This is a genomic window from Flavimaribacter sediminis (assembly GCF_019492055.1).
In the GTDB taxonomy this organism is placed as follows: domain Bacteria; phylum Pseudomonadota; class Alphaproteobacteria; order Rhizobiales; family Rhizobiaceae; genus Flavimaribacter; species Flavimaribacter sediminis.
Genome location: NZ_JAICBX010000001.1, coordinates 793845 through 817259, shown reverse-complemented (window position 1 = coordinate 817259; position 23415 = coordinate 793845). Strand labels below are relative to the sequence as shown.

Below are 23415 nucleotides of genomic sequence, written 5' to 3'. Positions count from 1 at the left end.
GGTGCATGGCATGAGTGATGGAAAACGTGTTCCGTTCTTTCTGCTGGACAAGTCGATTGTAGGGAAGGACCACCTGTTCGATGCATGGCGCGAACAGGTTCAGGACTTTTACGATGTGGAGCCCTGTTTTGAGGACGAAGGCGCATCGGAGAATGTGAGAGCATGGCTGGTAGGCTCACTTGTCTTTTCCAACGTCACTCTATCGAAACAGTCAATCAGTCGACACAGCGGCCATGTGGAAAAAACCGGCAACTACCTTTCGCTCCAGGTGTACAGGAGCGGATCATGTCGCGGGATTTGCCATGACGTTTCCTTCGAAATGGTCCCTGGGGAAGTACACATCTTTGATTTTTCGCGTGAACGCTATTTGCACTGTAGCCATTCGGTTTCGACCGGCGTGATTATTCCCCATGAAGCCGTCGGATATGACCCTGGTCGTCATCCGCCCCATATCATGTTCCCCAGAGGCGCGGCGATCACCCACCTGCTTCAGCAATGCCTCTTTGCCATTCTGAAACAGGCGCCGCTGATCCTCGAACGAGACGCCAATTCCATAAAAGACGGATTCTGCGATCTTTTGAAAGGTCTGTTGCAGCTTTCTCCGGACGATGAACACGCTGCGGCGACATACGAAGAAGCCCGCCGCAAGGCCATGCGATCCTACTTAGACAAGAACCTGGCTGATCCCGACCTCGATGTCGACCGGCTGAGCAAGGAATTCGACGTTTCCAAACCGACGGTTTACAGAGATTTCGCCGAGGCCGGCGGCTTAGCGCAATACATCAAGCAGCGCCGTCTGGACCGCGCCTATTTACTGCTCGTTTCGGGGCCGTTGCGATACGGAAAGATTCGGGAAGTCGCCGCCCGGATCGGTTTCGATGACCCGGCCCGTTTCAGCAAGTTGTTTCGTCAGCGTTTTGGCGTTGCGCCATCATCGGTGAGAAGCGCCGTGAAACCGCAAACCGATCGTAACTCCGCAAGAAGAGACGCCGCGAGGCCCTATATCGGAGACTGGTTCAAGGGCATCACCTGAGGATACCGGCTGCACTGCGCGGCGCCCGACGTCGACCAACGCACGTTGTGGTTTAGGCGCGACACTTTTTACTTGAATTCGATAGCGCTACCAACAAAAGGGGCGTCTGCTCGTTGCGTCAGACATGTGCGCAAGCGCCGATTTCTGTTGCGCTGTTAATCAAATTTCACAGAACCGTGCTTTTTTGGATACAAATAAAAAGTAAAAACTGGACATCCGAGTAATTATAAAGATAATCATTTATGAAGTTGCTTTTTTTGTCATATCCTTGCAGTGATACTTAAAAGGATATCTACATGCGCTTGCACATTAGCGCCTTGCATATAGGAAGATTGGTCAAATTTTCATTTAATTTGACTCTGAGTCATTCATTTGGTGCAAAATTATCTTCGCATCTGCAAAAAAGATCGACTTTTACTAATGCAAATCCACGCTACTCATCCTTGAAAGGCGCTGGATGGTGTTGACGCGCCAAAACCCCAACGGAAACGTCAAGGCGGAACTGGCCCAAACATTGAACCGGTCCCGCAAGGCGCTGTTGGGCGTGGCGCTGTTTTCCTCCGTTATCAACATACTGATGTTGAGCGGCCCCCTCTTCATGATGCAGGTCTATGACCGCGTCCTGCCGTCCCGCTCCATACCGACCCTCATCGCCCTGGCGATACTCGTCGGTCTTCTGTTCGCAATCCAGGGGGTTCTCGACGGCATCCGCGCGCGCATATTGCAACGGGTAGGCCGGTCATTCGACAGCTTCCTGTCCGGCCGGGTCTTCAATACGATCCTGCGACTGCCGCTGGCCAAACCCGCCCATGGAGACGGGCTGCAGCCGGTGCGCGATCTCGATCAGATACGGATGTTTCTGGGAAGCGCCGGTCCCGCCGCGTTCTTCGACCTGCCGTGGATGCCGCTCTATATTGTTGTCTGCTATCTCATCCACCCTCTCATCGGCTACGCAGCGATCGCCGGCGCCCTGGTCATCGTCGCCGTGTCGCTGACTGCGGAATTCGCCAATCGGGGTCCTTCGCGCGAAGCCGCCGAACTGGCCGGGCCGCGGAACTCCGTTCTGGACGCGGGCAGGCGAAACGCCGAAGTCGTCGCTGCGATGGGAATGAGCGAGCGACTGCGATCACGATGGGAGAGCATCAACAGCAAATATCTCGACAGTCAGCAGAAAGCCGCCGATCGAACCAGCGGACTGTCGTCGATTGCCCGCACATTTCGGTTGTTTATACAGTCGATGGTGCTCGCGCTCGGGGCCTTTCTGGTCATCGAGAACGAAGTGACGACCGGCGCCATCATCGCCAGCGCCATTCTGGTCTCGCGGGCGCTTGGGCCGGTTGAACAGGCTGTGGCCCACTGGAAAAATCTGGTGGCCGCGCGCATAAGCTGGCGGCGACTGGGCGAACTCCTCAAGGTGATGCCGGATCAGCCGAATGCGCTGCAGCTGCCGGCTCCGCAGAAATCCCTGTCTGTCGAACATGTCACGGCCGTTCCTCCGGGAAGCAAGCGGCTTGTCGTCCAGGACATTGCATTCGCCCTGTCCGCCGGAGACGGTCTCGGCGTCGTCGGAGCGAGCGGATCGGGCAAGTCGTCTCTGGCCCGCCTGCTCATCGGCGCCTGGCGGCCGGTTCGCGGCACGGTGCGTCTTGACGGCGCGTCCCTCGATCAATGGTCTTCGGAGCAACTTGGCGCCCATATCGGCTACCTGCCCCAGGACATCGAGCTGTTCGACGGTTCCGTGGCGGACAACATCTGCCGCTTCGACCCCGATGCAAAAGACGAAGACGTGATCGCGGCGGCCATGGCGGCCGGCGTCCATGAACTCATCCTGAAATTTCCGGATGGCTACGAGACGCAACTCGGAGAAGGCGGATCGGCGTTGTCGGCAGGCCAGCGTCAGCGCGTGGCGCTCGCCCGCGCGCTTTATCGCGACCCCTTCCTTGTCGTCCTTGACGAACCGAATTCCAATCTCGACGGCGCCGGCGAAGAAGCCCTGACGTCCGCGATCCGCGGGGTGCGCAAACGCGGCGGCGTGGTCGTCGTGATTGCCCATCGCCCAAGCGCCATCGCCGCTGTCAACCTCGTCCTGGCGATGGGCGAAGGCAAGCAGATGGGTTTCGGCCCGAAAGAGGAAATCGTCAGCACAACGCCCAGACCGGTCAAACAGGTAGAAAGGACGGTGTCATGAAGATGTCATCCCCTGTGGAAAAATCCGTCAAGCGCCATCTGATCGTCGGCATCGGAATATGCGCCATTCTGATTGGCGGGCTTGGCGGCTGGGCGGTTACGGCCGAGATATCCGGCGCCGTGATTGCGCCAGGCACGCTGGTCGTCCGATCCAACGTCAAGAATGTCCAGCATCCGCAGGGTGGCGTCGTCGGCGCCATACATGTCGAGGACGGCGACATGGTTCACGCCGGGCAGGTCGTGGTCCGGCTTGACGACACGCAGATACAGGCGAACCTGGCGATCGTCACCAACAGCATCGACGAAACCGCCGCCCGCATGACGCGCCTTGGCGCAGAGCAGGCCGGCCAGCAAACCCTGGTGTTTTCCGATGAACTCACCGCGCGCAAGGACAAACCCGCCATCCGCACGCTGATCGACGGGGAAACACGCCTTTTCAATCTGCGGCGCGAGGCCCGCAGCGGTCAGAAATCGCAGTTGAGGGAGCGTGTCCTCCAGTTCAGGCAGGAGATTGTCGGGCTCGAAGGCCAGGTCGAAGCCAAGGCGCGCGAGATCGCGCTCATCAACGAAGAACTTGCCGGACTGAGAAGCCTTTTCGAGAAGCAGCTCGTCTCCACGATGCGGCTTAAAGTGCTTGAAAGGGACGAAGCGCGTCTGTCGGGTGAACGCAATCGTTTGATCGCGTCGATCGCCCAGACCAGGGGGAAGATTTCCGAGACCGAGCTTCAGATCATTCAGATCGATCAGGAGATGCGCAGCAACGCCAACCAGGAGCTTTCGGACCTGCGCCTGAAGGCTATCGAGTTCCGCGAGCGTCGCGTCGCCATCATGGACCAGCTCTCCCGCGTCGATATCCGCGCGCCGCAAGCCGGCATGGTGCATCAATTGGCAATCCACACTGTCGGAGGGGTCATTGGACCTGGCGACAGCATCATGCAGATCGTGCCGCAGGACGAGCCTCTGATCGCCCAGTCCATGATATCGCCAGCCGATATCGATCAACTCTATATCGGGCAGGAGGCGCTGATACGCCTCTCAGCCTTCAATCAGCGCGAGACGCCGGAAATCAGCGGGACAGTCCGGCGCATCTCCGCCGATCTCGAGGAAGACCAGCGCACCGGCGCGCAGTTCTACGCAATCCAGATCACAATACACAAAACTCGGCTGAAAGAGCTGGAGCCGATCAAGCTCATTCCCGGCATGCCGGTCGAGGTCTTCATAAAAAGCCCCTCGCGCACGGCGTTCAGCTACCTGACCAAGCCACTGATGGACCAGGCCACCCGCGCCTTTCGCGAACAGTAACGCAGGTTCGCCGATGGCTTCGGAGAAGCCATCGGCGCGGAAGGCTCGAGCGTTGCGAACATTGGCGGATCATCAATCGTTCCCATAACCGGCCCGGCAGAACGGTCTATGACTGGCGGCAATATCTGGCCGTCATCCAGCGCAAGCCCGGGACCTTGCGCAATGGCGCGCCCTTCGCCGAACTGCCTGAAGCCTTCAGAACCTTGCAACGGCGCCTGCTCGGCAAGCCCGGTGGAGACAAGGAGATGGTGGATATCCTGGCGCTCGTCCTGCATCACGAAGAACAGGCTGTCCTCGTTGCCGTCGAGATGCACGGCATGGCCCAAGCGGTCAGTGAACTTACCGAACAGGGCTCTCCGGCCTTCGAGGCCGCCATCCCGATCCTGTCCCAGCTGCTCAAGGCCGAAACGGCGGAGCGGGAAGTCAGGTCGGTGGCCTATCAGCTCAAGGCGGCGCGCTTTCCCGCCTACAGGGACCTGAACGGCTTCGATTTTGACAGCAGCGAAGTCAACGAGGCACTCGTGCGTCAGCTCCATCGCTGCGAGTTCATCGAGCAGGCTCACAATGCAGTCTTTCTCGGCGGTCCCGGAACCGGAAAGACCCACCTTGCAACCGCCCTCGGAATCCAGGCCATCGAACATCACCGCAAGCGCGTTCGCTTCTTCTCAACCGTCGAACTCGTCAACGCACTGGAACAGGAAAAAGCTCAGGGCAAGGCGGGACAGGTCGCCAATCGGCTTGTCCATTCCGATCTCGTCATCCTCGACGAACTGGGATACCTGCCGTTCAGTGCATCCGGCGGAGCTCTGCTCTTCCATCTCCTCAGCAGGCTCTACGAGCGCACCAGCGTCATCATCACCACCAACCTGAGCTTCAGTGAATGGGCCTCCGTCTTCGGTGACGCCAAGATGACCACCGCGTTGCTCGACCGGCTCACCCACCACTGCCACATTCCCGAAACCGGAAACGAAAGCTTCCGCTTCAAAACCAGCACTGCAAATTAAACCGCAATGGAAGGGAGAAAAGCAAAATCTTGACTACGGCATAACCGCCGTTTCATGCACAAAAGGCGGGTCACTTCTCGGTGAAAACACCGGGTCACTTCTCGGTGAAAATCAACAGACTGACGGCGACGTTCGAATTCGCATGCGCCGAACCATGACGCCAATTCACCATTTCGGAGGACTGGTCGAGCGGCTTGATAATCTGGATTCCGGATGCGCGGCAGCCACTACCGCCAGCGTTCTCGCCGATGCCTGGTTTGCATGCGACGTCTTCTGTGGAATGAGTGAGAAGGTCGTCGGCAACGTCTGATACAACGTGACCACAGCCAAACGCTGCACGGGCGACGCAGTCGTCCTCTTTGTCATCATCTCCATACGCACCGGTCACAAGACACATAACAATCTCCGGGCGGATTCTGCTTTCGGGGCGGGTAGTCCAAAGATGCATTACTCAAAAATATTATGAAGTATTTCGCGGAGTTAACCTGATTTGTAGTCTGAAGCCGCACACTTTTTCTGAAACACCCAAAAACAATCCTCTGAGTGGAAATTAGAATCCAAATAGATCGCCAGTCCTTGGATTATGCTATCATACAATCAGGATTTTTCTATCACGTCGATTTATGGCGTTCCTGTCTTCGAACAGTGCGCGGCTGTTCAAGACAGGGTACTGGCGCCTTGGAAAACCGTATGTATTATGCCCCGCGAAACCGGCAGTCTGGCGCTTCGCTCCGGGCAATGTCGCCTTCAGCTCGAACCTGCCACGCCGAATTGCTGCGCCAGTGCGCGCGCAACGGCTATTCCCCGCCGCTCTCTCCGCGCAACAACGCAAAGAGCCATGTGGAAAGGATGTTATGTGAGTTATCAGAATTACACGACCGAGCAGCTTCAGGCGCTCGACAACGCCCATCACCTGCACCCCTTCACCGATCACAAGCAACTGCGGAGCGACGGTGCGCGCATGATCGTCAGGGCGGACGGCCCGTTCATCTATGACAGCGACGGCAACGAAATCCTCGACGGCATGGCGGGTTTGTGGTGCGTGAACATAGGCTACGGACGCGATGAACTCGCGAAAGCCGCCTACGAACAGATGAAGGAACTGCCTTACTACAATTCCTTCTTTCGCTGCACCACGCCGACGCCGGTGCTCCTGGCGGCGAAACTGGCTGAACTCGCGCCAAAGGGATTGAACCAGGTTTTCTACGGCTCCTCGGGATCGGAGGCCAACGACACGGCGGTGCGCCTTGTGCGCCACTACTGGTCGCTTGAGGGCAAACCCGAAAAGAACATCATCATTTCACGAAACACCGCCTACCACGGCTCCTCCATCACCGGTGCTTCGCTTGGCGGCATGGCCGCCATGCATGGCCAGCTTCACGGCGCAGTGCCGAACATCGTCCATGTCATGCCGCCCTATTCTTATGAATTCGCGCACGCCGGAGAGAGCGACCACGACTTCGGATTAAGGGCGGCCCGCGCGGTGGAAGACGCGATTCTGGAAGCCGGAGCAGACAAGGTCGCAGCTTTCATCGGAGAACCGGTCATGGGCGCCGGCGGCGTCAGGATCCCGCCTGCCAGTTACTGGCCGGAGATCCAGCGCGTCTGCCGCAAATACGACGTGCTTCTGATGATCGACGAGGTAATCACGGGCTACGGCCGCACCGGCGCATGGTTTGGCTGCGAAACCTATGGCGTCGAGGCCGACACCATCACCACAGCCAAGGCGCTGACGTCCGGCTACCAGCCACTGTCGGCTTTGTTGGTCGGCGAACGCATTTCCTCGACCCTGGTCGAGAAAGGCGGCGAGTTCTACCACGGCTACACCTATTCGGGTCATCCGGTGTGTTGCGCCGTGGCGCTGGCCAATCTCGACATCATCGAGCGGGAAGGTCTGGTCGAACGCGTCGCCAACGATACCGGGCCCTATTTCTCGAAGGTTCTCGCCGAGACGATCGGAAAGCATGCCATGGTCGGTGAAACCCGCTCGATCGGGCTTATGGGCGCGGTTGAACTGGCCCGCGGCAACGGCTCTCGTGAGCGCTTCGATCCGGGTCAAGCCGCCGGCGAAATGGTGCGCGACCACGCCGTCGCCAACGGCCTGATGGTGCGCTCGGTCGGCGACACGATGATTCTCTCGCCTCCCCTGATCTGGGGCCGAGAGCACGTGGACATGGCCTGCGAAAGGTTGAGCCGAGCTTTGGACGACGTCGCGGCCAGGCTCGGGTAATAAAAACGAAATTCGCCAATTGATTGTACAATCTGCGATCGCTTACCAGCTTCGATGCAATATGGACTGCCAAAATCATGTCGTGCGCGCCAACCCGGGCGCCGGATTTATAGGCGGAAAGGTATTCATGCACTCCGAAAGATTTCAACGCGCTGACGTCACCCTTTCAAACTGGCGCAACCGCCCCTGGTCGAAATGGTCTTTTCAGAACGTATCGGAACTCGTTCCCTCGGCGCCGATCGCGAGCGCCCGCCGCGAGGAAACGCCAAAGCGCCCACTTGGAAGTTTCGCGGAAATCGCCATTGAAGGCGAGGCCGGCGAAACACTCCCCCTGCCCCGATTTCTGGAGCAAAGCCACAGCGACGCCCTGGTCATAATGCGCGGCGGCGACATCATCGCGGAATGGTGCGCCGATCACTGCGACCCGGCTCGCCCGCATATCATTTTCTCGATTTCGAAATCGGTCACCGCTCTGCTTGCCGGCATTCTCGAAAGCCGGAGGCTGCTGTCCTTCGGCGATCCGGTGGTGAAATATATTCCCGACGCGGAAGGATCGGCCTATGGCGATCTTCTGATTCAGGACCTCTTCAACATGACGGTCGCAGTCGATTTTGAAGAACTCTACCTCGACAAGACCAGCGACTATGACCGCTATCGCCGCGCAATGCTCTGGAACCCGGAAAATCCGGATGATCCAACGTTGACCCTTCGCGAACTGCTGAGCTCGCTGCCGCGCGCCGGTCATCCGCACGGCGCGCGACACGCCTATCGTTCTCCAAACGCCGATATGGCCGGTCTGGTCGTGGAGGCGGCCGCCGGGGAACGCTTTGCCGACTTCCTGTCGAAGGAGATCTGGAAGCCGATGGGCGCCTTTACGGACGCTTTCATCACGGTCGACCGCGCCGGCAATCCTCGCTCTTCAGGAGGCCTTTCCATGACCGCGCGCGATCTGGCGCGCCTGGGCGAACTCGTACGTCTTGGCGGCGGATCCATCGTTCCGGCGCCATTCGTTGACCGATTGTGGGCCGGCGGCGATCGCGATGTCTGGGCCTCGGGCGAACAGGGATCGCTGTTTCCGGGCGGCAGCTACCACAACTACTGGTACGACACCGGAACCGGCGCGCTCGCCGGCGTGGGCATCCATGGTCAGGACCTGTGGATCGATCGCGGCTCCGAAACAGTAATTGTTCGTCAGTCGTCAGAGCCGCTTCCGGTCAATGACGATCTCGATCAATTGGTGATCGCGATGTTGAAATCTGTTTCCGCGCACATTCCGTGACAATGAGAGCTGGGAAAAAGATGAATTGCTTGAATACATAGCTTTTATCCGCGGCCCGTGGCGGCGCTGTGAGCTTGTCCGTCCTGGCGCCGTCGTCTGCAGCGGTTATCGGTGAATATCCCGCCCGGTCCGATAGCGGTAAGTAACAAGCGCTTACCGATAAGCCCCGGCGACTACGCGAACGTGATCACAGACCGAATAACGCCGTAAGAAAATAGTGCATCACGGTCTCTTTAGGGGACCAATAACGGACGACTGAACTGAAAATCAGCGCCCGGCCGGGAACAGGAAGGTAACAGCGGCGCGGGCGCCCCACCCTTCCGGACCATTGTCGGGGCTTACGGCCCAGTACCGCGCTCCCACCTGAAACTGCACAGGCTGCTTGCCAAACTTCACCAGTTTCGCGACCATGAAATTGATAGGGACAGACCATTCGTCCGTTTCCCAATTGTAGGTCGATTCCGTATTGAGGGTGAAGCTCCAGGCGTCAGGCGTCGTATAGGACAGGAACGGCTGCATGAATGTCGAACTGATATCGGCTGCATCGTCCTTCCCGGCGAAAGACCAGATATGATTGGCGAGCGCGCCCACCGTCCAGCCGTTTTTCTGCGTAAGCACGACGGCGGTCGGGCCTGCGCCCCACTTTCCGGCCGAGAGGTCGTCCGTGCCGGTAGGAAGATAGAATACCGGACCAACGCCCCAGATGATGCCGTTCCAGGGTTCCTTGGGAGAAAAGAAAAGGCTTTGGGTAATATCGCCAATGCCCGCCTGACTGCTGCCGGGCACGACGTCGTCCTGCCAGATCACCGGAAGAATCGTGCGTGAGATCAAATTCCAGTCGTCGCTGATCGAGATCGGAATAACCGGCTGGATATTGATCAGGTTCTGCGTTCCATCCTGATCGCCGTACCCTTGGTTCCAGTTGTACTGGAATGGAACGCTGATCAATGACGCCACCGGATTGGACAACTGCTTGGCGAGATCGGCGTCCGCATCCTGCGCCGCGGCGGGCGCGACAAAGGCAAGGAATCCAATCGAAACAACCGCCCGCTTCCAGAAACCGGCAAGAGCTGCATATCTGTGCATTGGCGCCATGGCGTGCACCCCCTTGGTTTGCGCAAACCGCCGCCCTGCTTATAAGCAGGCGGCGGTTACGTCATAACTGAATTACTCGGACGGGAAAACCTGTTTCCAGTCGTCCTTCATGCTGATCACATGCCAGTTGGCTCTCGCGTTTGCTTCGTCCATCAGCGACTGGGGAAACGCGCCGATATGCGTGTCCGGCTGGCCGTCTGCAGGCCCGTAGGCGTATTCGCGCTTTGCGTCGTCATGGAAAACGAGCATCATCAGTCGCTTGCCGTCGCCTGCGCCCGTCCATTCCAGCATTTCGCGATCGCCGCCGGAATTGCCAAAGGAGGCGATCGGACGTTTGCCGATATACTGGTTGATGCCGATCGGCTTGCCGTCCTTGTCGTCGATGAAATTGACCTCCGCCAGCCGCATGATGACAGGCTTGCCGTCCTGCATCTCGAATTTCGTCCTGATCGACGACCCGACCACCTGCTCGGCGGGAATGCCGTAGACTTCATCGGTCATTGGCCGCATGAATTCGATGCCGCCGCCCGATACGATAAAGGTCTTGAAACCATTAGCGCGCAGATAGTTCAGCACATCCAGCATCGGTTGGTAGGCCAGTTCGGTATAGGGTCTGTCGAAACGTGGATGTTTGGCTGTCGCAAACCAGTCCGTCACAGTGGATTCGAATTCGGCGGTGGACATGCCGGCGTGGGTGACAGCCAGGATTTCCGTAAGACCTTTCTTTCCGGAAGCAGCCACACCCTTCATGTCTTCAGCCAGAATGGACTTGAAGGGTTCTTCATCCTTCCATTCCGGATGGTCGGGAGCCATTGCCTTGACCTGGTCGAGCGCAAAGGCGAGCTGCGTGTATATCGGATGCTCGGTCCACAGCGTGCCGTCATTGTCGAATGTGGCGATGCGTGCGCCCGGCTCCACGAAGTCCGGCCCGCCTTCTTTCGTCACGGCCGCGACGAATTCGACGATAGCCTGCTTGTTCGGCCCGTCGTTCCACGACGGCAGCGGATCCTCCTGAGCCGATACGCCTGATTCGAACAGCATGGCTGCAAACACGCCGGCTACTATTGATGAAAGAAGAAAAGTGTTTTTCCGCATGTCGTCGCCTCCTGGACTGCATGGTGACGGATAAAGGCTCGCCCCGTCATGGACGGGGCGAGCTATTGTTGCGCGTCAGTTGCCCGTAGGCAAGCCGAGTTGGAAACCATCCTTGGCCAGCGCGTCCTGAACATATTTGAAACGCTGGTAATTCGTGATGGTGATGGGACCGGTGTAAGTCTCGCTCTGCAGTTTGCGCGGCGGATACTTGATGTAGGTCTTCATCAGTTTTGACACCGACTCGTTCGCCGGAACCATCGCCCAGGTGCTTTCCTTGAAGGTCGTCATGAAGATGTCATAACGCTCCTGCGGATCGGCAAGAATATCGAACACCTGCGGCACCGTGGCGACATAGCTGTCCGCTCCCTTCCAGCCGAGGTTGGTGTCGACTGCAAGCCCGCCCGTCGAGGCGCCATCGTCGCCGCGCAGATTGAACACATACTTGAAATTGCCGACGCGAACAGCGCCTGGAGAAAGTTCGTTCTCGGTGAAGTAGAACCACGCCTTGCGGTCCGACTTGCCGGCGCCCGTCATGACAGGGGTCAAATCGTAGCTGTCGAAGATGATCGGCTCGCCAGCACGGTCTTCCGTAGGCAGCTCAACCCCGGCGACAGACGCGAAAGTCGCCATCAGATCCAGACCGCCGGTGATGTCGTCGGTCTTTGTCCCCGCCGGGATCTTGCCCGGCCACAGCGCCATGGTCGGCACGCGGTTGCCGCCCTCGCGAACGGTTCCCTTGGTGCCGCGGAAGGGCGTGTAGCCGGCGTCAGGATAGACGTCCTGCCAGGCGCCGTTGTCCACCGTGTAGAAAACAAGCGTATTGTCGGCCAGGCCAAGTTCATCGAGCTTTTTCAGCACATTGCCGACGCGCGCGTCCAACTCCACGACCGCGTCCGCATATTTCGATTTCGAGATGGACTTGCCTTCGAATTCCGGCGCAGGCAGGTTCGGCTGGTGGTTCTTCATGAAATTGATGTTGATGAAGAACGGCGTGTCCTTGTCCTTCGCGGCGTCTTCCAGGAATTCGATCCCGGCCTTCTCCACATAAGCGTCGAGGAACGGAATGCCGACCACGCCCTTCTCCGGCGTATCGACGTATTCGCCGTTGACCTTCCAGTCTTCGGCAGCCTTTTCCCCGGCGTTGCCGGACAGCGATCCGGTAGTCACCTTTTTGAACATGTCGCGCAATTCGGTCGACATTTCCGGAAACCATTTCGGATCGGGATAGGTGTAGGCGTTGAGGTGATAGAGGAAGGCGTGCTTCATCACGTCGTAGCCCTGGGCGTTCGGAAGCGCGTAGTCCGACTCTCCCAGATGCCACTTGCCAGTGAAATAGGTCTTGTAGCCAGCGGTCTTCAGAACGGAAGCGAGCGTCCATTCCGCTTTCGGCAATCCCCCGCCCTGCCCCTGGAAGGCAACGGTGGTCATGCCGCTGCGGTTTGGAATGCGGCCCGTCTGGATCGCCGCGCGACCCGGCGTGCAGCTCGGCTGTCCGTAGAAATTGGTAAACACCATGCCCTCTTCGGCGATCCGATCGAAGTTTGGCGTCGGCATGCCGCGCGCCTCTCCGCCCAGATAGGGACCAAGATCCCCCCAGCCGGTGTCGTCGGAGACGATGAGAAGAATATTCGGTTTCTTTTCTTCCTGGGCGTGCGACGGGAGCGCCGCCAGCGCAAGGCCGGCGCACGTCGCAATGATTGTCAGTGTATCGTGTATTCGCATTCCTGCCTCCATGACCGCGAGCGCGGTCTCGTAAAGTGATTATCGGGTGGTCGGCCTGTGTGCTTCCAGAAATTCGAGTATCTCGTCTTCCAGTTCGTCAATCAACCGCCGATATTCCTCCGCTCTGCGGATATCGTGACGCCAGACCGAACATGCATGGACCGCATCTGCGTAGTCGTCGCACAGTGACCGGAACTCCTGATCCGAGGCGTAGAGCCGTCGGACCGAGAACTCATGCGCCGCAAACCGGCGTATGACATAAGCTGTATCAGCCATGCAGCAAAGTCCGATTCCTGATTGCGTCGCGTTTTTACGCCTGCGCCGACAGGAACAGACAGGTGCGAACAGGTGCGAACCTGTGCGATTACAAACTTATTCTTGCTGCGCTGCAGAATAAACCGATCGTTACAAAGCTTTCAATATATTATGATTTGATGTATTTCTCTGTTTTGTTACTGTTTGTTGCGCACTCAAAACCAGTCTATCGCGGAAAGTGCAATGGCCTCGATAACCAAGATGGAACTGGAATCATCTGAACCTGCAATAAAGTCGCCGCCGGAAGATGTCCGGACGGAACTTCAAAGGGTTCTGGACAGCGTGGATTTCAGAGCGACCCCCAGACGTCGCGAAATGCTCCGATATCTCATTGAGGAATCTCTCGCCGGGCGCGCCCGCACTCTGAAAGGCTACACGATCGGAGTGGCTGTTTTCGGCCGCGGCGACGATTTCGATCCACAGGCCGATCCGGTCGTGCGTCTCGAGGCGCGGAGACTTCGCCGCGACCTTGACAGCTATTATGTCTCCGAAGGACGCAACAATCCACTGCGCATCACGATCCCGAAAGGCCATTACTTTCCGGAAATAAGCTGCAATTCCAATCTCCTGCCGCCTTCTCATGAATCATCTTCGCAAGAAGTTGTCGACAAGGCGCCGTCGACTGGACCGACTGAACAGCCGCCGTCTCGCTCGTCAGGATGGCTTTTTGCCCGATCTCGAATCCAGTGGATTTCCGGATCTGCAGCCATCGCCGTGCTTCTCGCGGCGATCGCCTCATGGCTTTGGCTGTCCAGGGGGCACGACAGCGCCCTGGACATGACCGAAGGCCCGGCGGTCGCGGTTCTGCCTTTCAGAGCCCTGGGCGTCGACAACCACACCACGTTCCTTGCTGACGGCATCTCCGAGCAGATCATGACGGCTTTGAGCCGTTTTCCGGAATTCAGGCTTTATGCGCCGCCCGGAAATACGGCCTCGTCTGGAGCGGAATTCCTGGAGCAGGGTAAGCGGGACGGCCTCGCCTACATCGTCAAGGGAAGCGTCGCATCGGACAATCAGGAAGTCAGGATTGGCGCCAGCCTGATCGAAGTCTCTTCCGGCCGCATCATCTGGGCGGAAGATTACAGCAATCCGCTTGAGCCCCATTCCCTGCTGCAGATACAGAACGCGATCGCCTCGGATATCGCTACCGCGCTCGGTCAGCCCTACGGCGTCATCATGACCGAGGTCGCAACAGGTCTGCCCGATGATTTCAGCGCCAGTATGCCAAGCTACGAGTGCGTCTTGCGCGCTTATTCCTACCGCCGCTCCTTCGCGAAGGCCCTTCACGCGCCAACCATCGACTGCCTTCAAAAAGCTGTCGAACGCGATCCCAAATACGCTGAAGCATGGGCTTTGCTCGGCTGGCTCTACATGGACGCGGCCCGTTTCGGCTGGACGTCCCGGGAAAACGTCGAAAGCGCTTTCGCCAAAGCGCTGGAATCCTCCGAACACGCCCTGTTGCTGGACGTGAACAACATCATGGCGCTGAAGGCGCTCGGCTCGATCCATCACTACATGGGGAATTACGAGGAAAGCATGCGCTATCAGCGTCAGGCGCTCGCGAACAATCCGAACGATCCGGACACCCTGGTTCAACTGGGGTGGCGGCTGGCGATCCGCGGACATTTCGAGGAAGGCATTCCCTATGTCGAGAAAGCGATCGCCCGCACGGTCCACCCGCCGGGCTGGTACTACCATCTGATTGCGATCGACCACTACATGCACGGCCGATACAAAGAGATGCTCGCAGCCGCCAAATACGGCGTCGGACATGAATCCGGCATCAGTTGGTCTCTTGTCGCCATCGCCCAGGGCGCGCTCGGCGACAAGGTTGCGGCAAGGGAAGCGCTGCAAACAATGGCGGAAATTTCGCCGCGGCTCGGAACCGATCCCGCCGACGTCTACCGCGGGCACCAGGCGACGGAGGAAATCGTCGCAGCTATCGTTGCGGGCATGCGCAACGCCGGGTGGAGCGAACCCGGAGCATAGGGGCGTGGCGGCGCGAGAGGACGCGTGCGAACAGTACGAACATTGGCCGAAACCGCCGCACAGTCCAGTGTCTGCAACTCAATGGCAAAATGGGAGAATGGAAAATGCGAAGTACACTAACGGCGATAGGCCTTACGCTGGCGCTAGCGGTGGCAGGCGCGCCTGCTTTCGCTCAAGACGCGGACAAACCGAACATACTGGTGATCTGGGGCGACGATATCGGCACCTGGAACATCAGTCATAACAATCGCGGAATGATGGGCTACGAGACACCCAACATTGACAGGATCGCCGAGGAGGGCCTGTCCTTCACCGACTACTATGCCCAGCAAAGCTGCACGGCGGGCCGCGCCGCCTTCATCGGCGGCAGCGTGCCGGTTCGTAGCGGCATGACGAAGGTCGGTCTGCCGGGCGCCCAGCAGGGCTGGCAGGAAACCGACGTCACCATGGCCACGATCCTCAAGAGCCAGGGCTATGCCACCGGCCAGTTCGGCAAGAACCACCAGGGCGACCGTGACGAACACCTGCCCACCAATCACGGCTTCGACGAATTCCTCGGCAATCTCTACCATCTCAATGCCGAAGAAGAGCCGGAGAACCGCGACTATCCGAGAGACATGGTGCTGGCCAACGGCAAGACGTTTCTGGAACAGTTCGGTCCACGCGGCGTCATCCATTCATGGGCCAATCCGGACGGTACGCAGCGGATCGAAAACACCGGACCGCTCACCAAAAAGCGCATGGAAACGATTGACGACGAGACCGTCGCCGCCGCCATCGACTTCATAAAGCGGCAGGAAGAAGCCGGCGTTCCCTGGTTCGTGTGGTGGAACGGCACGCGAATGCATTTCCGCACCCATGTGAAGGAAGAACATACGGGCATCTCGGGACCGAGCGGCAACGAATACCATGACGGCATGGTCGAACACGACATGCATGTCGGGGAACTGCTGGCGCTCATTGACGAGCTTGGCCTCGCCGACAACACGGTGGTGATGTATTCGACCGACAACGGTCCGCACTACAACACCTGGCCCGATGCCGGCACGACGCCGTTCCGCAACGAAAAGAACTCGAACTGGGAAGGCGCCTATCGCGTGCCCGCTTTCATCCGTTGGCCGGGCCAATTCCCCGCCGACAAGACGTTGAACGGTATCGTGGCGCACGAAGACTGGCTTCCGACCTTTGCCACTATTGCAGGCGCTCCGGATATCAAGGAACAGTTGCTAGAAGGCGTCGAACTCAATGGCCGCACTTATCGCAACCACATCGACGGCTACAACATGCTGCCTTATCTGACCGGGGAAACCGAAGAATCGCCGCGTCACGAGTTCTGGTATGTCAACGACGACGGCCAAATCGTGGCAGCCCGCTACGATGACTGGAAAGCCGTCTTCCTGGAAAATCGCGGTCAGGCTTTCGGCGTGTGGCGCGAGCCGTTTACGGAACTCCGCGTTCCGCTGCTCTTCAACCTGCGCCGGGATCCCTTCGAGAAGGCGCAGCACAACGCGAACACCTACAATGACTGGTTCCTCGATCGCGCATTCGTACTTGTGCCGATCCAGGGTCTGGCGGCTCAGTTCCTGCAAACCATGCAGGACTATCCGCCAAGCCAGACGCCGGGTTCGTTCAACCTGAGCGCTATCGAGAAAAAACTTTCCGAGGGCGTCGGAAGCAACTGATTCCGGTATTTTAAAGCCAGGGGCCGCGCATTGCCGCGGCCCTTTTTTTCACTATAAGTTTTTATGAGAGTATACTTGGGGGCTATCGTTCAGCATGGCGAGTGATCACGCAACACCATCCATCGGCGAGGCGACGCAAGCCGACGACACAAGATTGCTGATTGCAACCCTGCGGGAACGCATGGGCGAGGCGATCATCGGACAACGCGACGTCATCGACAGGCTGCTGATCGGCCTGCTTGCAAACGGCAACCTGCTGGTTGAAGGCTTGCCCGGTCTTGCCAAGACACGCGCGATCAAGGCGCTGGCGAAAAATCTCGAATGCGATTTCAGCAGAATACAGTTCACGCCTGACCTGCTTCCCTCGGACGTCACCGGAACGGAAGTCTACTACCAGGCCGAGACCGGCGGCGAGTTCCGTTTCGAGCCGGGACCGATCTTCGCCAACATCGTTCTGGCCGACGAAATCAACCGGGCGCCGGCCAAGGTTCAGGCGGCGTTGCTGGAAGCGATGGAGGAACGGCAGGTCACCGTCGCCGGCAAGACCCACGCCATGGAGCCGCTCTTCATGGTCATGGCGACCCAGAACCCGATCGAGCAGGAAGGCACCTATCCCCTGCCCGAGGCCCAACTTGACCGTTTCCTCATGCATGTGAACATCACCTATCCTCCGGTCGATGACGAGGTCGAGGTCATCCGGCTGGTGCGCGGCGAAGAGATCGCGGCGTCAGCGGAAAAAACCGACAAGCCGAAGCGGACCGGGGAAAGCCCGATATCCCAGGACACGATATTTCAGGCGCGCAGGGAGATCGGCCAGATCCACGTTTCTGCAGCCATGGAGCGTTACATGGCGGATCTCGTCAACGCCACGCGCCATCCGGCGTCCTTCGGCTCCGACCTGCCCCGCTGGATCGAGGTCGGCGGAAGCCCGCGGGCAAGTCTCGGGCTCGACAAGTGCGCGCGAACCCATGCCTGGATGAACGGACGCGACTATGTCGATCCGGAGGACGTCCGCATGATTGCGCCTGACGTGCTGCGTCACCGGCTGGGGCTCAGCTACGAAGCGCAGGGCGAAGGCGTATCCCCCGACGCCGTGGTCGCCGAAATCGTCAGGCAAGTGGCGTTGCCGTAGTCGGGGGTCCGGATCATGCGCGATACGGCTGCACGGGTCAGAACGGGGACCAACCCGAAACCCCGGTCCGCGGATGGCGGCGACGCCAGAATACATGTCACGCTCCCGCATCTCAGATCCTTCGAAAGCAAGGCGCGCAGCCTCAGCTTCCTGCCGCGTCAGCCCGCGCGCTCCGTTCTCAATGGCAGGCATGCCTCGCGGCTCCGCGGTCGCGGGCTGAATTTCGAGGAACTGCGCGACTATCTGCCGGGCGACGACATCCGCTCGATCGACTGGAAGGTCACCGCCCGAACGGGTACGCCGCATGTCCGCGTCTATACGGAAGAACGCGACCGACCCACCCTGCTCGTCGTCGACCAGCGCATGTCCATGTTTTTCGGCTCCGTCCTCAACATGAAGGCGGTGACCGCCGCCGAAACGGCCGCGCTCATCGCCTACCGCATCCTCGGGCAGGACGACCGCCTGGGCGGCGTCGTGTTCGGCGACGAACGGATTGCGGAAATCCGCCCCGAACGCAGCCGCAGGGCGTTGAACCGGTTCCTCACCGCGCTCGCCGATCTCAACAGATTGCTGCGGGCGGACGCCGCGAATGTGGCGCCGATCCCGATGAACCAGGTTCTGCGTTCGGTCGCCAGGATCGCGCCGCGCAATCATCTCATCGTCATCTTGAGCGATTTCGACGAGATCGACGACGAAACCTCCCGCCTGATCTCGGGCATCGCACGGCGCAACGATCTGATCATCGGCCTCGTCACGGATCCCTTCGCGGACAACATGCCGCCGAACCAGCGCCTCGTCGTTTCCGACGGCGTGCTGCAGGCGGAGGTCAACACGGTCGACCGCACGCAGCACACAAGCCTGCGCGAGATGGCGCACGGACGCCTGGCTGAAGTGCTTGACTGGCAGCGCCGCTACGGAATGCCGGTCCTGCCCGTCAGCGCGGCTGAAGAGACGCTTCCGCAATTGCGTCGCCTGATGGGGTTGGCGCCGTCATGAACGAAGACGCCGATCCTGAAACGCCCGAAAACCTGGTCGACCTGATCGGCAAACTCGCCGAGCCCGGAGAGCCACCGGCGGTGTCGATGGCGCCACAAACGTTCGGATGGGTGGTGCTCGTAATCGTGGTTCTGGGCCTTTTGGCCTGGCTTGCGTTCGCCGGCTGGCGCAAGTGGCGCGCCAACGCCTATCGCAGGGCCGCGCTGGCGGAACTCGATGCAGCGGGCGGCGACGCCGCCGCCATCGCCGCCGTCTTGCGGCGGTGCGCGCTCGTCGCCTGGCCGCGCGAACAGGTGGCCGGCCTCGTCGGCGCCCAATGGATCGGCTTCCTTGACAAGACCGGAGGAGACGGGCAATTCGCGAGCGAGGCCTGTCGGGGCATGCTGCTTGCGCCCTACCGGCAGGATATCACAGCCTCGACGCCCGAGTTTCGCCAAGCTGTCGCGCGCTGGATCCGTAAGCACAAGGTCCTTCCGGTGGAGACAGAGGCATGATCTCCCTCGGTTTTGCCTGGGCGTTTCTTCTTCTGCCGCTGCCGTGGTTCGTCTGGCGCTTCGCGCCGCCGCATCGCAAGCAGGTCCCCGCCCTGCGATTTCCGTTCTTCCGCAAGATCGTCGAGACGATCGGCGTTGCGCCGCGTTCGGGCGCAATCGTGCTGACGCGAAGCAGACTGCAAATGCTCGCGGCAATCGTGTGCTGGTGCCTCGTCGTACTCGCGATGGCGCGACCGGAACGGGTTGGCGAACCGATCGAAATCACCAAGTCCGCCCGCGACGTCGTGCTCGCCATCGACATTTCCGGTTCGATGGACACACGCGACTTCATAGCGCCCGACGGAACGCGCAAACAGCGTCTCGAGGCGGTGCGCGACGTGGTGCGCAGTTTCGTAGAGCGCCGCGAGGGCGACCGCATGGCGCTGATCGTCTTCGGCTCAAAAGCCTATGTTCAGGCCCCGCTCACCGAAGATCTGGACACCGTGATCAGCCTGCTCGACATCACGGAGGTCGGCATGGCCGGCCCTCACACGGCGCTCGGTGACTCCATAGGCCTTTCGATCAGGACGTTCGAGGCAAGCGACATCGAACAGCGCCTGTTGATCCTGCTGTCGGACGGCAGCGACACCTCGAGCACGATGAGCCCGATCAACGCTGCGGAAATCGCCGCCGGTCACGGCGTCGAAATCTACACCGTCGGCGTCGGCGACCCCGGCGCGACGGGTGAAGCCCGGGTCGATCTCGACGCGCTGGAAAACATCGCGTCGCGAACAGGCGGCGAGTTCTTCTTCGCGGAGGACGAAACGGATCTGAACGCTGTCTACGACCGCATTGATGAACTGGCGCCGCGTCAGGTCGAGGTGCTCTCGTATCGCCCGCGTCAGCCGCTCGCTTATATCCCGCTTGCGCTTGCGGCGCTCGTCGGTCTTGGAACGATTTTACTGCTGCATGGCGGCTCCCGTCGGAGGGCGGCCGCATGAACGCCTTCCTCGTATCGCTCGAAGCATTTCATTTCATCAGACCGCTCCTTCTTCTTCTGATTCCGGTCGCAATCGTGATCTGGTGGCCAGTGCGTCGTTCCGCCTACAGTCGGGACATACCCGCGGACGGGCTTGCGCCGCATCTGCGCGCGGCGCTGGTTCTTGGCGCAGATGAGCGGCGGCGCCTGCAGCCGATCGACGGGGTCGCCGCCGCGCTCATCCTGCTTGCGATCGGCGCCGCGGGGCCGACCTGGTCGCGCACGCCCGATCCCTTCGTCGCGCAATCGGCGCCGGTGGTCGTGGCCCTCAAGGTCACGCCGTCGATGGAAGACAAGGACATCGCCCCGTCGCGCCTGGAAAGAGGCAAGCAGAAGATCCGCGATCTGCTGAAACTCCGCGCCGGCGCAAGAACCGCGCTCGTCGCCTATGCGGGCAGCGCCCATCTGGTCGTTCCGATGACTGAAGATCCGTCGGTCATGACCCCCTATCTTGAAGGGCTTAATCCGCAGATCATGCCCCGGGATGGCGAACGCGCGGAACTCGCCCTGCAGCTTGGGCTCGACCTGCTGGCGAGCGAAGAGACGCCCGGAGGCATCCTCTTTGTCGCCGACGGCCTCGATCCGGCCGACGCCGCCGCCATCAACGACGCAGGTCAGCCGGTCGTCTTCCTGGCGATGCTTCGCGAGGACCGCAGGGATCGCGGCCTGGACCAGCTTGCCGTTCCGGTCGTCAGCGTCACGCCCAACGCCGCCGATATCGACAGGCTGGACCGGCTTCTCAACGCCGCCTACCGTCAGGCGCTTCTGGAAAACACCGAACAGCCCTGGGAAGACCGGGGGTACTGGCTGGCCTGGCCGGTTGCGCTCCTGATCCTGTTCTGGTTCCGTCAGGGCTGGACAATGCGCTGGGCCGTCATCGCCGCCATTGCGATACCGGGTCTTTTTCATTCTGCTCCGGCGCGCGCCGATGGCGTCGCCGACTGGTTCCTGACGCCGGACCAGCAGGGACGCATTGCTTTTCAGAACAGAAACTTCGACAAGGCCGCGGACCTCTTCGCCGATCCGCTCTGGCGCGGCTACGCGCAATATCGCAGCGGCCAGTACGAGGAAGCCGTCATAACGCTCGATCGCGTCGACACCGCCGAAGCGGCCTTCATCCAGGGCATGGCGCATATCAAGTCCCGTTCCTACCGCGACGGCGTGCGCGCCTTCGAAACGGCTCTGCAGCGCGATCCGGACTATCCCCACGCCGACGAAAACCTCCAAACGGCGCGTGAGATCGTCGACTACGTGGAACGGGTCCGCGAGCAGTCCGACACCGGCGAAAGCGGCGGCATCGGAGCCGACGAGGTAGTCTTCGACAATGAAGGCAATCGCGGCGTGGAAACCAGTATGGAGGCGCCTCGCGAAGAAGGCGTCGGCCTGATGACCGCCGATCAGTGGATGAACACGGTCGACACGCGAACCGGCGACTTCCTGCGCCAGCGATTTGCCATCGAAGCGGCGAGAGCCGGCAAACCGGAGGCGAGCCAGTGAGACTGTTTATCGCCGTCCTCTTCCTGTTCGCCGCGCTTATACAGGCGACCGCCCAGCAGCGAGGCGCTGACGACAAGCCGTTCCTCGAAGTCCAGTTCGACGACACCGAAGCCGTGCCCGGCGAGATGTTGATCCTGCGCATGACGGTCATGGTGCCGACATTCATGCCGAAACCGCCCGTTTGGCCGAGCCTCGACATGCCGAACCTGCTCGTGCGTCTGCCCGAACGCTCGACCAACCCGACAAGTGAACGGATCAACGGTGAAACCTGGTCGGGACTGACGAGAACCTGGCGGATTTCCCCCATGATCGCCGGGCGGTTCACCATTTCGCCGCAACCGATCCTGGTGACCTATTCCGATCCGGAGACGAGGCAGGCGACGGAATTCCGTCTTGATACGCCGACGATAACCCTGACCGGCGTCATTCCGGAAGGCGCCGAAAATCTCGATCCGTTCATTTCCGCCGAAAGTCTCAAGCTGGAGGCGACCGTCGAAGGTGATCCGGAAACCATGAAACCCGGCGACGGCGTTGTCGTCACGATGAAAGCCGACATCGCCGGCAATTCACCGATGTTCCTGCCGCGCCTTTTGCCGGACCACACAATAGCGGGCATCGCGATTTACGAAGATGAACCGGCCGTAGACGAAAGGCAGAACCGCGGCGTCTACAGCGGCAGCAGGACGGAGCGCGCATCCCTGCTCGCCGAAGGCGGAGCGACCGGCGAATGGCCGTCCGTCTCACTTGACTGGTACAATCTGTCGTCGCGTCGCGTCGAAACCACGACGGTTGACGGTTTCTCCATCCATGTCGACGGTCCGCCGCCCTCGTCTGCCGCAATGCGAGACTGGCGCGCGATCGCGGCTCTGGCGCTTGCAGCCGTCGTGGCGATAACGGTTTTGACGTTGCTGCTGCGATGGCTGATCCCGCTGATTGTCGATATTCTCCGAGATCGCCGCCAGCGCCGGCTGGAATCCGAACAACACGCCTTTAAAATGGTTGAAAAGGCGGCGCGCGACCGGGACCTCTCGCGCCTTCTGTCATCGCTGGATCTCTGGGCCGGGAAGGTCGCCGGCGCCGATCCGCGGCGCGATCCACGCCTTCGCAGCGCATTGACGGCCATCGGAGCCGCGTGTTTCGGGGCGTCTCCATCGACGCCGAACGCCGCCGCATGGCGGCGATTGCGCTCGGTTCTCGGGGAGGTTCGGCGCGAGGCGCTGCAGAAGGAGAAAGCCATCGCGCTACCGCCGCTTAATCCGGTCGTCGACCATGGCCCATCATGACAATCCGACCCCATCGGGATAAGCTTGGAATTCCTGATTCAGACAGCGCAGCCCGCAGCCAA

19 protein-coding genes are annotated in these 23415 nt (G+C 60.1%); 14 read left to right on the top strand and 5 right to left on the bottom strand.

Translation table 11 applies throughout. The annotated features are described in order from the left end of the window. The first annotated feature begins 10 nt into the window (after positions 1-10). The 4 genes from K1W69_RS03835 to istB all read left to right on the top strand — a co-directional run bounded on the left by K1W69_RS03835 (position 11) and on the right by istB (position 5526). Positions 11-1033: a helix-turn-helix domain-containing protein gene (locus tag K1W69_RS03835; protein ID WP_220227004.1), complete on the top strand. Its 1023-nt coding sequence runs from the start codon at positions 11-13 to the stop codon at positions 1031-1033. A 457-nt stretch (positions 1034-1490) separates the two neighbouring features. Then, complete coding sequence (locus K1W69_RS03830) at positions 1491-3221, top strand: type I secretion system permease/ATPase (RefSeq protein ID WP_370688167.1); 1731 nt, start codon at positions 1491-1493, stop codon at positions 3219-3221. Then, positions 3218-4522: an HlyD family type I secretion periplasmic adaptor subunit gene (locus K1W69_RS03825; protein ID WP_220227003.1), complete on the top strand. Its 1305-nt coding sequence runs from the start codon at positions 3218-3220 to the stop codon at positions 4520-4522. The genes K1W69_RS03830 and K1W69_RS03825 overlap by 4 nt, the downstream gene beginning before the upstream one ends. 308 nt (positions 4523-4830) lie before the next feature. Next, positions 4831-5526 (top strand): IS21-like element helper ATPase IstB, encoded by a 696-nt coding sequence (gene istB, locus K1W69_RS03820; RefSeq protein WP_258570887.1) that lies wholly within the window; start codon positions 4831-4833, stop codon positions 5524-5526. A 94-nt stretch (positions 5527-5620) separates the two neighbouring features. Here the strand turns inward: istB and K1W69_RS03815 are convergent, their stop codons facing one another. Further along, positions 5621-5923, bottom strand: a complete 303-nt coding sequence (locus K1W69_RS03815; protein WP_220227002.1) for a hypothetical protein — start codon at positions 5921-5923, stop codon at positions 5621-5623. 459 nt (positions 5924-6382) lie between these two features. Between K1W69_RS03815 and K1W69_RS03810 the strand changes: the two genes are divergently transcribed. Then, positions 6383-7756, top strand: a complete 1374-nt coding sequence (locus K1W69_RS03810; protein ID WP_220227001.1) for an aminotransferase — start codon at positions 6383-6385, stop codon at positions 7754-7756. Positions 7757-7883: 127 nt separating this feature from the next. After that, on the top strand, positions 7884-9035 hold the full coding sequence (locus K1W69_RS03805) for a serine hydrolase domain-containing protein (RefSeq protein ID WP_220227000.1): 1152 nt from the start codon (positions 7884-7886) through the stop codon (positions 9033-9035). 267 nt (positions 9036-9302) lie between these two features. Here the strand turns inward: K1W69_RS03805 and K1W69_RS03800 are convergent, their stop codons facing one another. The 4 genes from K1W69_RS03800 to K1W69_RS03785 all read right to left on the bottom strand — a co-directional run bounded on the left by K1W69_RS03800 (position 9303) and on the right by K1W69_RS03785 (position 13223). Continuing rightward, entirely contained in the window at positions 9303-10121 is an 819-nt protein-coding gene (locus K1W69_RS03800; RefSeq protein WP_370688212.1) for a transporter family protein, read from the bottom strand. 81 nt (positions 10122-10202) lie between these two features. Further along, positions 10203-11225 carry an HAD family hydrolase gene (locus tag K1W69_RS03795; RefSeq protein WP_220226999.1) on the bottom strand — a complete coding sequence of 341 codons (1023 nt, stop codon included), beginning with the start codon at positions 11223-11225 and terminating at the stop codon, positions 10203-10205. 75 nt (positions 11226-11300) lie between these two features. Beyond that, a complete protein-coding gene (locus tag K1W69_RS03790) occupies positions 11301-12947 on the bottom strand; it encodes an arylsulfatase (RefSeq protein WP_220226998.1) in 1647 nt (548 codons plus the stop codon). A gap of 39 nt (positions 12948-12986) precedes the next feature. Then, positions 12987-13223, bottom strand: a complete 237-nt coding sequence (locus tag K1W69_RS03785) for a hypothetical protein (protein ID WP_220226997.1) — start codon at positions 13221-13223, stop codon at positions 12987-12989. A 222-nt stretch (positions 13224-13445) separates the two neighbouring features. Here K1W69_RS03785 and K1W69_RS03780 point away from each other — a divergent pair, with 222 nt between their 5' ends. From K1W69_RS03780 to K1W69_RS03745, 8 genes are all read left to right on the top strand, one after another. Then, a complete protein-coding gene (locus K1W69_RS03780; RefSeq protein WP_220226996.1) occupies positions 13446-15251 on the top strand; it encodes a tetratricopeptide repeat protein in 1806 nt (601 codons plus the stop codon). A 104-nt stretch (positions 15252-15355) separates the two neighbouring features. Beyond that, positions 15356-16933, top strand: coding sequence for an arylsulfatase (locus tag K1W69_RS03775; RefSeq protein WP_220226995.1), 1578 nt, complete (start codon positions 15356-15358; stop codon positions 16931-16933). A 181-nt stretch (positions 16934-17114) separates the two neighbouring features. Beyond that, entirely contained in the window at positions 17115-18065 is a 951-nt protein-coding gene (locus tag K1W69_RS03770; RefSeq protein WP_258570885.1) for an AAA family ATPase, read from the top strand. Between the two features lie 15 nt (positions 18066-18080). After that, on the top strand, positions 18081-19061 hold the full coding sequence (locus K1W69_RS03765) for a DUF58 domain-containing protein (protein WP_220226993.1): 981 nt from the start codon (positions 18081-18083) through the stop codon (positions 19059-19061). Beyond that, the gene (locus tag K1W69_RS03760; protein ID WP_220226992.1) at positions 19058-19555 is read left to right on the top strand and encodes a DUF4381 domain-containing protein; all 498 of its coding nucleotides are present in this window, start codon (positions 19058-19060) and stop codon (positions 19553-19555) included. The genes K1W69_RS03765 and K1W69_RS03760 overlap by 4 nt, the downstream gene beginning before the upstream one ends. Further along, on the top strand, positions 19552-20535 hold the full coding sequence (locus K1W69_RS03755; RefSeq protein ID WP_220226991.1) for a vWA domain-containing protein: 984 nt from the start codon (positions 19552-19554) through the stop codon (positions 20533-20535). Before K1W69_RS03760 ends, K1W69_RS03755 begins: the two co-directional genes overlap by 4 nt. Beyond that, positions 20532-22070 (top strand): VWA domain-containing protein, encoded by a 1539-nt coding sequence (locus K1W69_RS03750; protein WP_220226990.1) that lies wholly within the window; start codon positions 20532-20534, stop codon positions 22068-22070. The genes K1W69_RS03755 and K1W69_RS03750 overlap by 4 nt, the downstream gene beginning before the upstream one ends. Further along, positions 22067-23353 (top strand): hypothetical protein, encoded by a 1287-nt coding sequence (locus K1W69_RS03745; RefSeq protein WP_220226989.1) that lies wholly within the window; start codon positions 22067-22069, stop codon positions 23351-23353. The genes K1W69_RS03750 and K1W69_RS03745 overlap by 4 nt, the downstream gene beginning before the upstream one ends. Positions 23354-23415: the final 62 nt, after the last annotated feature.

What these genes read in the sequence shown, in the direction of transcription:
- K1W69_RS03835 (WP_220227004.1), top strand. Translation starts at nt 11, where the DNA reads ATGAGTGATGGAAAACGTGTTCCGTTCTTTCTGCTGGACAAGTCGATT.
- K1W69_RS03830 (WP_370688167.1), top strand. Translation starts at nt 1,491, where the DNA reads ATGGTGTTGACGCGCCAAAACCCCAACGGAAACGTCAAGGCGGAACTG.
- K1W69_RS03825 (WP_220227003.1), top strand. Translation starts at nt 3,218, where the DNA reads ATGAAGATGTCATCCCCTGTGGAAAAATCCGTCAAGCGCCATCTGATC.
- istB (WP_258570887.1), top strand. Translation starts at nt 4,831, where the DNA reads ATGCACGGCATGGCCCAAGCGGTCAGTGAACTTACCGAACAGGGCTCT.
- K1W69_RS03815 (WP_220227002.1), bottom strand. Translation starts at nt 5,923, where the DNA reads ATGTGTCTTGTGACCGGTGCGTATGGAGATGATGACAAAGAGGACGAC.
- K1W69_RS03805 (WP_220227000.1), top strand. Translation starts at nt 7,884, where the DNA reads ATGCACTCCGAAAGATTTCAACGCGCTGACGTCACCCTTTCAAACTGG.
- K1W69_RS03800 (WP_370688212.1), bottom strand. Translation starts at nt 10,121, where the DNA reads ATGCACAGATATGCAGCTCTTGCCGGTTTCTGGAAGCGGGCGGTTGTT.
- K1W69_RS03795 (WP_220226999.1), bottom strand. Translation starts at nt 11,225, where the DNA reads ATGCGGAAAAACACTTTTCTTCTTTCATCAATAGTAGCCGGCGTGTTT.
- K1W69_RS03790 (WP_220226998.1), bottom strand. Translation starts at nt 12,947, where the DNA reads ATGCGAATACACGATACACTGACAATCATTGCGACGTGCGCCGGCCTT.
- K1W69_RS03785 (WP_220226997.1), bottom strand. Translation starts at nt 13,223, where the DNA reads ATGGCTGATACAGCTTATGTCATACGCCGGTTTGCGGCGCATGAGTTC.
- K1W69_RS03780 (WP_220226996.1), top strand. Translation starts at nt 13,446, where the DNA reads ATGGCCTCGATAACCAAGATGGAACTGGAATCATCTGAACCTGCAATA.
- K1W69_RS03775 (WP_220226995.1), top strand. Translation starts at nt 15,356, where the DNA reads ATGCGAAGTACACTAACGGCGATAGGCCTTACGCTGGCGCTAGCGGTG.
- K1W69_RS03770 (WP_258570885.1), top strand. Translation starts at nt 17,115, where the DNA reads ATGGGCGAGGCGATCATCGGACAACGCGACGTCATCGACAGGCTGCTG.
- K1W69_RS03765 (WP_220226993.1), top strand. Translation starts at nt 18,081, where the DNA reads ATGCGCGATACGGCTGCACGGGTCAGAACGGGGACCAACCCGAAACCC.
- K1W69_RS03760 (WP_220226992.1), top strand. Translation starts at nt 19,058, where the DNA reads ATGAACGAAGACGCCGATCCTGAAACGCCCGAAAACCTGGTCGACCTG.
- K1W69_RS03755 (WP_220226991.1), top strand. Translation starts at nt 19,552, where the DNA reads ATGATCTCCCTCGGTTTTGCCTGGGCGTTTCTTCTTCTGCCGCTGCCG.
- K1W69_RS03750 (WP_220226990.1), top strand. Translation starts at nt 20,532, where the DNA reads ATGAACGCCTTCCTCGTATCGCTCGAAGCATTTCATTTCATCAGACCG.